This window comes from Natrinema gari JCM 14663 (assembly GCF_000337175.1).
Classification (GTDB): domain Archaea; phylum Halobacteriota; class Halobacteria; order Halobacteriales; family Natrialbaceae; genus Natrinema; species Natrinema gari.
Window position 1 is genome coordinate 24,506 of record NZ_AOIJ01000029.1, and the last position, 9,514, is coordinate 34,019.

At 66.3% G+C, this 9,514-nt stretch carries 12 protein-coding genes; 11 read left to right on the forward strand and 1 reads right to left on the reverse strand.

Annotated features, from left to right (window positions below; all coding sequences use genetic code 11):
* The first annotated feature begins 50 nt into the window (after window positions 1–50).
* The 11 genes from hisC to C486_RS00930 all read left to right on the forward strand — a co-directional run bounded on the left by hisC (window position 51) and on the right by C486_RS00930 (window position 7,782).
* Window positions 51–1,205, forward strand: coding sequence for a histidinol-phosphate transaminase (hisC, locus tag C486_RS00875; RefSeq protein ID WP_008451982.1), 1,155 nt, complete (start codon window positions 51–53; stop codon window positions 1,203–1,205).
* On the forward strand, window positions 1,202–1,756 hold the full coding sequence (locus C486_RS00880; RefSeq protein WP_008451984.1) for an adenylate kinase family protein: 555 nt from the start codon (window positions 1,202–1,204) through the stop codon (window positions 1,754–1,756). The genes hisC and C486_RS00880 overlap by 4 nt, the downstream gene beginning before the upstream one ends.
* Complete coding sequence (locus C486_RS00885) at window positions 1,753–2,367, forward strand: CDP-alcohol phosphatidyltransferase family protein (protein ID WP_008451986.1); 615 nt, start codon at window positions 1,753–1,755, stop codon at window positions 2,365–2,367. The genes C486_RS00880 and C486_RS00885 overlap by 4 nt, the downstream gene beginning before the upstream one ends.
* Before the next feature lie 85 nt (window positions 2,368–2,452).
* On the forward strand, window positions 2,453–2,998 hold the full coding sequence (locus C486_RS19755) for a multiprotein bridging factor aMBF1 (protein WP_083865979.1): 546 nt from the start codon (window positions 2,453–2,455) through the stop codon (window positions 2,996–2,998).
* Window positions 2,999–3,074: 76 nt separating this feature from the next.
* Window positions 3,075–3,719 carry a triose-phosphate isomerase gene (tpiA, locus tag C486_RS00900; RefSeq protein WP_008451993.1) on the forward strand — a complete coding sequence of 215 codons (645 nt, stop codon included), beginning with the start codon at window positions 3,075–3,077 and terminating at the stop codon, window positions 3,717–3,719.
* 77 nt (window positions 3,720–3,796) lie between these two features.
* The gene (locus C486_RS00905) at window positions 3,797–4,249 is read left to right on the forward strand and encodes a hypothetical protein (protein WP_008451996.1); all 453 of its coding nucleotides are present in this window, start codon (window positions 3,797–3,799) and stop codon (window positions 4,247–4,249) included.
* 59 nt (window positions 4,250–4,308) lie between these two features.
* Window positions 4,309–4,914 (forward strand): toll/interleukin-1 receptor domain-containing protein, encoded by a 606-nt coding sequence (locus C486_RS00910; RefSeq protein WP_008451999.1) that lies wholly within the window; start codon window positions 4,309–4,311, stop codon window positions 4,912–4,914.
* Between the two features lie 588 nt (window positions 4,915–5,502).
* Window positions 5,503–5,928, forward strand: coding sequence for a DUF3054 domain-containing protein (locus C486_RS00915; protein WP_008452001.1), 426 nt, complete (start codon window positions 5,503–5,505; stop codon window positions 5,926–5,928).
* A gap of 295 nt (window positions 5,929–6,223) precedes the next feature.
* A complete protein-coding gene (locus C486_RS00920; RefSeq protein WP_008452003.1) occupies window positions 6,224–6,439 on the forward strand; it encodes a hypothetical protein in 216 nt (71 codons plus the stop codon).
* Window positions 6,440–6,506: 67 nt separating this feature from the next.
* Window positions 6,507–7,505, forward strand: a complete 999-nt coding sequence (locus C486_RS00925; protein WP_008452005.1) for an ornithine cyclodeaminase family protein — start codon at window positions 6,507–6,509, stop codon at window positions 7,503–7,505.
* A 97-nt stretch (window positions 7,506–7,602) separates the two neighbouring features.
* The gene (locus C486_RS00930) at window positions 7,603–7,782 is read left to right on the forward strand and encodes a hypothetical protein (RefSeq protein WP_049888485.1); all 180 of its coding nucleotides are present in this window, start codon (window positions 7,603–7,605) and stop codon (window positions 7,780–7,782) included.
* 145 nt (window positions 7,783–7,927) lie between these two features.
* On the opposite strand, the gene C486_RS00935 is transcribed toward C486_RS00930, so the two are convergent.
* Window positions 7,928–9,451: a zinc ribbon domain-containing protein gene (locus tag C486_RS00935; protein ID WP_008452009.1), complete on the reverse strand. Its 1,524-nt coding sequence runs from the start codon at window positions 9,449–9,451 to the stop codon at window positions 7,928–7,930.
* Window positions 9,452–9,514: the final 63 nt, after the last annotated feature.

A 9,514-nucleotide genomic window follows, 5' to 3' on the forward strand; every position in this document is an offset into this window, starting at 1 on the left:
ACCGACCATATGTGAGCACCCTTAAGACCCACGCCCGACAGCATTGCCGTATGCAACCGCGCGACCTGTCCGATCACGTCGCATACGAGGCGGGTCGAGGCATCGAGGAGGTCGCCCGCGAACTCGGGCGTGATCCCTCGGAGTTCATCAAACTCGCCTCGAACGAGAACCCGCACGGTCCGTCGCCGGCCGCCGCCGTGGCCATCCGCGAGACGGCCTCGAGCGTGAGTTCCTACCCCAAAGCCGCCCACGCCGATCTCACGACCGCCGTCGCCGGCCGCTGGAACGTCACCGATGAACAGGTCTGGCTGGCAAACGGCGGCGACGGGGCGATCGATTACCTCCACCGGGCGGCGCTGGAACCGGCCGATGACGTGCTCGTCCCGACGCCCGGCTTCGCTTACTACGGAATGAGTTCCCGCTTTCACCACGGCGACGTTCGGGAGTACGAACTCACCCGAGCGGACGACTTCGCTCAGGAGGCCGATGCGGTTCTGAAAGCCTACGACGGCGAGCGCGTGATCTGGCTCACGAGCCCCCACAACCCTTCCGGCTCGACGATGCCCCTCGCGGAAATCGAACGCCTCGCCGACGGGACCGACGAGGAGACCCTGATCGCCGTCGACGAGGCCTACGGCGAGTTCGCCGACCGCGACAGCGCCGTCGCGCTGATCGAGGGTCGTGACGGATTCGACGCCCGCGACGATGTCGCGGTCCTCCGGACGTTCTCGAAAGCCTACGGGCTGGCCGGCGTGCGCCTCGGCTACGCCGTCGTACCCGACGAGTGGGCCGACGCCTACGCCCGCGTGAACACGCCCTTCGCGGCGAGCGAACTCGCCTGTCGGGCTGGCCTCGCGGCCATCGACGACGAGGAACACGTCGTGCGGACCGTCGAAACCACCCGCGAATCCCGCGCGTACATGCGCGACAACATCAATAGCCACGTCTGGGAGAGTCAGGGTAACTTCGTCCTCGTCGATGTCGGTGACGCCTCGGCCGTCGCCGCCGAGATGCAGGAACGCGGTGTCATCGTCCGTGACTGCTCGAGCTTCGGGCTGCCGGGCTGTGTCCGCATCACCTGCGGAACCGAGGACGAAACGGAGCGCGCCGTCGAGACGCTCAACGACGTGCTCGACGACCTCGATGTCGAGCCGGAATCGACGGGCGAGTCCGCGGACCCGGACGCGGAGGTGGCCGATCCATGAGGATCGCCGTCACCGGTACGCCGGGCACCGGGAAGACGACCGCGACGGAACTGCTCGAGTCCCGGCTGGCCGCTGCGGGGACGGATGCCGACGATGAGTCGCCACCCGAACCTGAGGTGATTCACCTCAACCGGGTGCTCGAGGACGAGGAACTGTACACCGAGGTCGATACCGACCGCGAGAGCAAGGTCGCGGATCTCGACGCACTGGCCGCGTGGCTCGAGGGACGTGAAGACATCGTGATCGAGTCCCACCTTGCCCATCACTTCGATGCCGACCGGATCGCCGTCCTGCGGTGTCACCCCGAGACGCTCGAGCAACGCTTGCTCGAGCGCGGTGAAACCGAGGCGAAGGCGGCCGAGAACGCCGAGAGCGAGGCGCTCGACGTGATCCTCTCGGCGGCCGTCGAGGAACACGGCCTCGAGTCCGTCTACGAGATCGACACGACCGACCGCGCTCCCGCGGCGGTCGCGGACGAACTGATGGCGGTCGCGACGGGCGAGCGCGACCCGAGCGCCGGCGAGGTCGACTTCATGGAGTATCTGACATGACGCTCGATAAGTTCCGTCCGTACGTCTCGCGGTTCCTCGACCCGTTCGTCAGGGGGTTCGATCGCGTCGGCATGACGCCCAACGGGGTGAGCGTCGTGGCGTTCGGGATGGCGATCCTGGCGGCCGTCGCGTTCGCCCTCGGCGGACTCGAGGATCCGATCTGGTACGCCGTAGCGGCGATACTGGTCTTCCTGAACGGCTGGTTGGATATCGTCGACGGCGCGCTCGCGCGCGAACAGGAGGTCGCCTCGGCCGGCGGCGACCTGCTGGATCACGTCCTCGACCGATACGCGGACATCGTCGTCATCGCCGGACTGGCCGCCGGCATCGAAGACTACCTGCTTGGCTTTGCCGCGGTGACCGGCGTCGTGATGACCTCGTATCTGGGCACGCAAGCCCAGGCGGTCGGCCTCGATCGGGTCTATGGCGGACTCGTCGGTCGAGCGGACCGGTTGGCGATCATCGGTCTCGCCGGCTTCCTCGCGTACCCGCTCGCGGACGCGTCACTCGCCGGGGTCTCGCTGGTCGGCTGGCTGCTCGTCTTCCTCGCGGTCGTCGGCCACCTGACGGCGCTCCAGCGCTTTTATTACTCCTGGATCGCTCTCGAGTAGGCCCGTTTCGACCCGGTCTTCGGGTGGTTCGACGGCGTGGCGCCGCGCCGCATGCTTTATCCCTCACCGCGATATAGAGTCCGACATGGTTCAGTGCGAGATGTGTGGGGCCGAGACGTCGTCCCCGAACACCATCAAAGTCGAGGGCGCGAAGCTAGACGTGTGTTCGAACTGCACGGACTTCGGCACTGAAGTCAAAGACACGTCGAGTTCGAGCGGCTCGACGAAGTACTCGACCGGGTCGAGTTCGTCCTCGTCGAGCGGGGGCGGCCAGTCGAGCGGCTCGAGTCGGAGTTCCGCCAGTTCGGGCGGCTCGAGCCAGCGCCGCTCGGACATGTTCGACGACATGGATGAACTCGCGACCGATTACGACGACCGCGTCCGCAACGCACGCGAGGACGCGGGGCTCAGCCAGTCCGATCTCGCGAACGAACTCAACGAGAAAGCCAGCCTGATCCGCAAGATCGAACGCGGCGAGACGCTGCCAAGCGACAAGGTCCAGAGCGAACTCGAGGACTTCCTCGAGATCAGCCTGAGCGCACAGGGGAGTTCCGGCGAGGACTCGGAGTGGTCCGGCGGCTCCTCGACGGGGAGTTACACCTTGGGCGACGTCGTCAAGCGCAAGGACTGACCGCGACGGCCGGTTCCGTCCTCGATACCGCCGCCGACTCGCAAACTATTTCTTTCGGGCGGGTGCGGTTGCCGATATGTTCGTCCTCGTTAATCTGAAGACGTATCCGTGTGACCCGGTCGAAGTCGCGGCGGCCGTTCGCGACGTCAACGACGCCACTGACGCTCGTCTAGCCGTCGCACCGCAGGCGGCCCATATCGAGCGCGTCGCCGAAACGGGTGTGGAGACGTGGGCACAGCACGTCGACGCGATCGAACACGGGAGCAACACCGGGCACGCGCTCGCCGAGAGCGTCGCCGACGCCGGCGCGGTCGGCACGCTGATCAATCACTCCGAGCGGCGGCTGAAACTGGCCGACATCGACGGTGCCGTCCGTGCGGCCAAGCGGGCGGATCTCGAGACGATCGTCTGTGCGAACAACCCGGCCCAGATCGGCGCGGCCGCCGCGCTGGGGCCGGACGCCGTCGCCGTCGAACCGCCCGCACTCATCGGCACCGGGACGCCGGTCAGTCAGGCCGATCCCGACGTCGTCGAGAACGCCGTCGAGGCGGCAGCGAACGTCGATTCTTCGGTGTCGGTCCTCTGTGGTGCGGGCATCAGTACGGGTGACGACGTCGTCGCCGCGGGCGATCTGGGTGCCGAAGGCGTCCTGCTCGCCAGCGGGGTCGCAAAAGCCGACGATCCGCAATCGGCGCTCGAAGACCTCGTCGAACCGCTCTGAAGCGGGCACCGTGTCGACCGCGTCTCGAAGACGCGGCCCGTCGACCGACTTTTTTCGATCGCCGCCGAAGAGTGCGTATGACTGATCAGGGGGACGATCCCGGGAGCGATCCCGGCATCGGCGACGAGTCCGCAGCGGGAGAGCGACCCGTGGCCGTCACGCTCGAGAATCGACTGATGAGTCACGGGCTCTATCTGACCGCTTTTCGGTGGCTGGACGAGCGCGACCCACCCGGGGCTGACGGGGCCGGGATCGAGCTCGAGTACGAAGCCGTCTCCGAAGCGCCCGTCGTCACGAGCACCGAGGTCGGTGCCGTCGTGCGGACGCTCGTGACGATCGGCGACGAACGGGAGTGGACACCGGGGCGTCTCGAGGCCACCTCGCTGACGACCGACGGCGATGTCCGCGGGCGGTGGCATGTCGAACGCGAGTGGTTCCGCGGGCTCGGATCGACGCTTACCCAACTCGAGTTCTCCCAGCGAGTCCTTACAACCGTCACAAATAACCGTCACGAACAGGACAATCATTAAAGAGGAACGCGGGGATAGATTAATGATGTCCCATACGCGTGTGTATCGTAGACGATTCAATGACTGGGGAGCAGGTGTACGTTTCACACGCGCCACGGAATCTCGATCTCGTTCAGGACCTGTTCTCGACGGTCAAGAACTTCCCCTTCGGCGTCCACATCGCGCTCGAGGAGATCGAGTCCGGCCGCTCCCGAAAGCGACTCGAGGGTCGCCTCGCCAACAGCGACCTCGTCGTCGCTGTGTTAACCGAGGACGCGGCCGGGAACACCTGGATCAATCAGGAGGTCGGCTACGCGGTGGCGAAAGGAATTCCCGTCTTGCCGGTCCGGGATGACGGAGTCAGCTGTCGCGGGTTCATCAGTGACATCGAAGGCGTGACGATCGATCGGGATGACCTCTCGGTCACCATCTTCAACCTGCTCTGTCGACTCCGAAGCGAACTCGCGCCGCTTGGCGCGCTGTCGGTCCCGAACTGGTATATTCGGTTCCCCTGTACGGTCACCGGCTGCGATCAGCCAGTCACGCTCGAACTCGAGCGTGGGCAGACGAAACTCTGGAAACTCCACAGTCACGGCAAACACCTGGCCGCCTCGTGTGACGGCTGCGGATCGACGTATTTCTTCGATCCGGCGACGATCGGTTTCTCGGGCCGAAAAGACGGATAACCCGCGTCAACCATCCGTCGAAGTGGGTCGCAGGCGTCGGCGACGATCCGTTCGCCGGCCTCGTCAACTGTCGTCACCGCCTTGAGTGCGACCGATCGGTGCCCCGCTCACGGCCGAGCCATCGAACCTCGACCGCGACCATCACGCGAGCGGTTCGGGACCGTTTCATCGCAGTGCTTCCGCTGACACCCGTGCCCGTTGATAGTCCGCACGGTATCCGTCTCGAGGGTCGTCGCAATGGGCCCGTTTCACGGAGTGGTTGTGGCCGTAGGACTCGCTTACCAGTCGGTCGGACACCGACCGTGTGGCCGCCGCCGCTGAACGGTGTCGATAACAAAGTGCCTCCCGACCGACGGCTCGATCGTGCGAGGCCACCCTCGCACGGAGACGTTCTGTCCGTTGGACGACACTCGGCGGCCGCCGGTCGCCGAGTTCCTCCTCACCTGTCAGGGATATCGGTGATCGCCGCGACCGAGTCGAAGTCGGCTCGGAGAGCGGCCGACTCCGTTTGTCGCGCTCGCGCAGCCGTCGGCCACGCCGTCGAGCGGAACCGGGGAAGCAATAGGAACGGGGCACCCACAGTCGACTATGGACACGGCAGTTCAGACGGGCGTCCGTGACAGCGCAGCCGGCCGCGATCGGATCGCCGCCGGGGTAGTCGATGTCGGCCTCGTCACCGCGATGGTCCTCTACGGCTACGTCCATCACGGGGGCGACCCGATCGCGACCCCGCTCGAATCGCTCGAGACGATCGCTCCGTTCGTGGTCGGGTGGCTCGCCGTCGCAGCGCTCGCAGGCGTTTACACGCGTGACCGGCTCTTGGGCCGGGACGAACTCCGAGTAACAGCGACCGCCTGGATCGCGGCGGCAAACGTGGGGCTCATGCTCAGGGGTGTCCCGCAGTTACACGGCAACACGATCTGGCCGTTCCCGGTCGTGATAACCCTCTCCGTCCTGGTCGTTTTGCTCGGCTGGCGGCTCGGGTTCTCGCTGTACCTATCAGTAACGGAGTGAGTCACCACGATACCGGTTGCTGTCATCTTTTCGAGTCGAGTTAGGTATTATCGTCCCGACCACGCTCGGACGAAACGTGCGGTAGACGGCTTCTTATGGGTTAATACTGTCGGGCGTACCGTTCGAGTCGCTGCCGTCGGTATTTCAATCGGCAACACATTATCAGACTGGGACGACAGAGCTGCTCTATAAGTTATAGAGATTATTTTCAGCAAATATTAGATTGTTATCAGTACACCACGAACTGATTATGGGAAACACTTATATGGTTATCTCGCATACTATAGGATAGATTATGACTGGATATTACGACATTGTCCTCGGCCTCATCCCAGTCGCACTGCTCGGTATCACCGCCGCCCTGCTGTTCGTGGGACTGTCGCTGACGGCGGCGATACCGCTCGGTTCGCTGGCCGCGATGGGAATTATCGGGCACGCAATGTTCGTCAATACGCCAGTCGACTCCGGCGATGAATCCCGATCCGCGCGGCCGCCGATCAACGCGGACTGATCTTGCGCTTTCGGTCTCTATCCCCGGTTTCGATCCTTTTTCACGTCTTTGCATCCTCTTGTCGACTATGACTGACACGCTGTTTCTGACCAGTTCGGATGTCGATACGCTCGCAACGCCGTCCGAATACGTCGACGCCGTCCGCGATGGCTATCGCCAGCGCGGTGAGGGCGCGCCCGCCCAGCCGCGGTCGAAGTTCCTCCGCGAGGATCCGGAGGGGATGTTCACGGCCTATGCCGCCATCCTCCCCGACACGGGTGTCATGGGCGGATACATGTACAGCGCCGGCTTCGGTGCGGCCGACGCCTGGTTCATGACCCCCCTGTTCGACGCCGAGAGCGGCGCACCGCTTGCCCTGCTCGACGGCGCGAGTATGAACCCGTTCAAGACGGGTGCGGTGGGTGCCGTCGGCGTCGACGAACTCGCCCGCGACGACGCCGACACCCTCGCGATCATCGGTAGCGGCGCACAAGCGCGGGGCCAACTCCACGCGACCGCGACCGTCCGCGAGTTCACCGACGTTCGCGTCTACTCGCCGACGCCCGAGAACCGCGCGGCCTTCGCGTCCGACTTCGACGACGCCCTCGAGGCCGATGTCCGCGCGGTCGACTCGAACACCGCTGCCGTAACGGGCGCGGACGTGGTGATCACGGCGACACAGGCCAGCGAGCCGGTCATCGACGGTGACGACCTAGAGCCTGGCACCCACGTCACCGCGATGGGTCAGTACTCGCCCGACAAGCGCGAACTGGACGCGGAGACGATCGCGCGGGCGACCTACGTCCCCGACCTCCGTGAGCGGGCGACGATGGACGCCGGCTCGTTCATCCAGGCGCTCGAGGAAGGCGTGATCACCGAGGACCACGTCCACGCGGAACTGGGCGATGTCGTCGCCGGGACCGAACCCGGCCGAACGAGTGACGACGAACTCACGGTCTTCGACAGCGGCGGGACGGGAATCGAGACGGTCGCCGCGGCGTCCCTGCTCTACGAGCGCGCGAAAGAGGAGGGGGTCGGGCAGACGATCGAGTTCGCACCGGCGAGCGAGGCGCTGACGGGGAACTAGGTGCTCGAGAGGGCAGCGGGACGTTCGTCCGTCTGCCAGCTATTCTGTGAGCTGTTCTCACCCCGGCTATATATTGGTGGCTCGGGAATCAATGGACATGGCTCACACCCCAGAAATGCCGGAGAAGTACGTCTGTACGGCCTGTCAAACGATACACGCCGGTACGGTCACCAAACGAACCGAGAGCGGTCACCAGTACGAGGCACCTGCGGAGTGTGGCTGCTGTAGCGAAACCGAACTGATCCCCGAAAAGAGCTGGCCGCATTTCAAGCCGTAACTGCGCTCGCCCGTTCTCGATACGACCGGCCGAACGGGGTTCGCGGTCGATGGAACGTTCAGCGAGCGACTCGCTCGCCGCCCTCGAGTCCCCCTTCTTCGATGGAGCCCGCAACCCCAGTTTCGACGGCTCGGACTCGCGCCCGCTACTCGCCTGCGGGCCGCATCTTGAACCCGTAGCGGGTGACGCCTTCCTGCGTGTAGATCCGTCGGATCGTCGTCTCGATCCGCTCACCGACCGAAAAATCGGCGGGGTCGGCATCGGTGCCCATCGCGGGGACGCTGACGGTCCCGTCGCCGCTATCGACGGCTCCTTTTCGCGGGCGCTGCCCGCTCGAGTGGTCCGCGGAGCGACGCTCCGCGTGATCGCCGTCTTTTCGTTGCGTCTCCGACGCACCGCCCGTCTCGAGCGCGACGATCGCGGCCGCGTAGTCGCCCGACTGAGCCTGCTGTTCGGCGAACTCGGGCGGCGCGCCGCCCTGCGAGATGGTCGTGACGGCCTCGATCGTCCCCTCGCCCGCGAGTTCGACGGGGTCGTAGTCGGCGAGCGCACCGCAGTCGTCGCAGGCACCGTCCGGCGGGAAGGAAAGCGCACCGCACTCCGAACAGCGACCCGCCTCGAGCCGGTAGCGTTGGGGGAGCGAGCGCCGCCAGGAGGGGACGCTGACGTAGGCACCGCCGCCCGAGGGGGGGCCAGTGGTCACAACGCCGCGCTGGCGCAGGTATTCGGCGTAGGAAAGCGGATCCGATCCTTCGAGCGCGGTGACGGCCGGCACCTCGCCGTCGGTCTCGACAACGAAGGCGTCCGCGCCCGCGCCACTGCCCTGGGAGACGGCGAGAACGGATTCGTAGCTGTCCGCGAGTGCGGTCGCCAGCGAGACGGGGACGCTCGCAGCGCCGAGGTCGCCCAGATCGTGGACCGTCGTGGCGGCCCGTATCTCCTCGGTCCCGACGCCGGCCGCGCCCGCGGCGCGGTAGGGGAGTTTCCCGTCGGGAGCCTGGATCGCGACCGCGTCGGGATCGGGCTCGTCCTCGAGGCCGGCGACGGCCCCGCCGATCGTCTCGGTAAAGGCCTGCCGGTCGTACTGGGTGATTCCCAGTCCCTGTGTCTCGTCCTCGCCGGCGTTGCGGAACCGAGTGCCGGGATACGGCGCGGCGTATTCCGCTCGATCGACGATCTCGGTGGGGCCCTCACGCTTGAGGACGAACGCCGCGCTGCCGGCCCCGGCGGCGTGGTCGATCCCGTCGTCGGGGTCGCCCTGTGGCGCGTCGGCGGCGACGACGAGCGCGGTCGTCGCGTCGGCCTCGAGCGCGTCGAGACCGGCCCACAGCGCCCGCGTGCCGGCGCGCGTGCTGCCGGAAAACGCGTGGCGAGTCGCCGACTCGGCGAGCGCCAGCATCGCGCCCAGCCGGGCGGTCAGGTCGTCCTCGGCTGCCGGCGGTCGCGAGGAAGCGAACGCCAGCCAGTCGATCTCGGCGGGGGCCGTATCGGCCGCCTCGAGCGCGCGGGTTGCGGCCTCGTAGGCCATCGTCAGAGCGTCTTCGTCGGCCGCGGGGACGGCCTTCTGGGTGACGCCGGCGGCGTGGAACTGCCCCCAGGCGTCCTCGAAGGCCTCGGCGCTGATGCGGAACCGCGGCGCGTACGCGCCGACGCCGGTGATCGCGGCCATTACGCGCTCACCTCCCCGTCCTTTTCGAACACGTGAACGACGGCGGCACCACCGCTACCACCG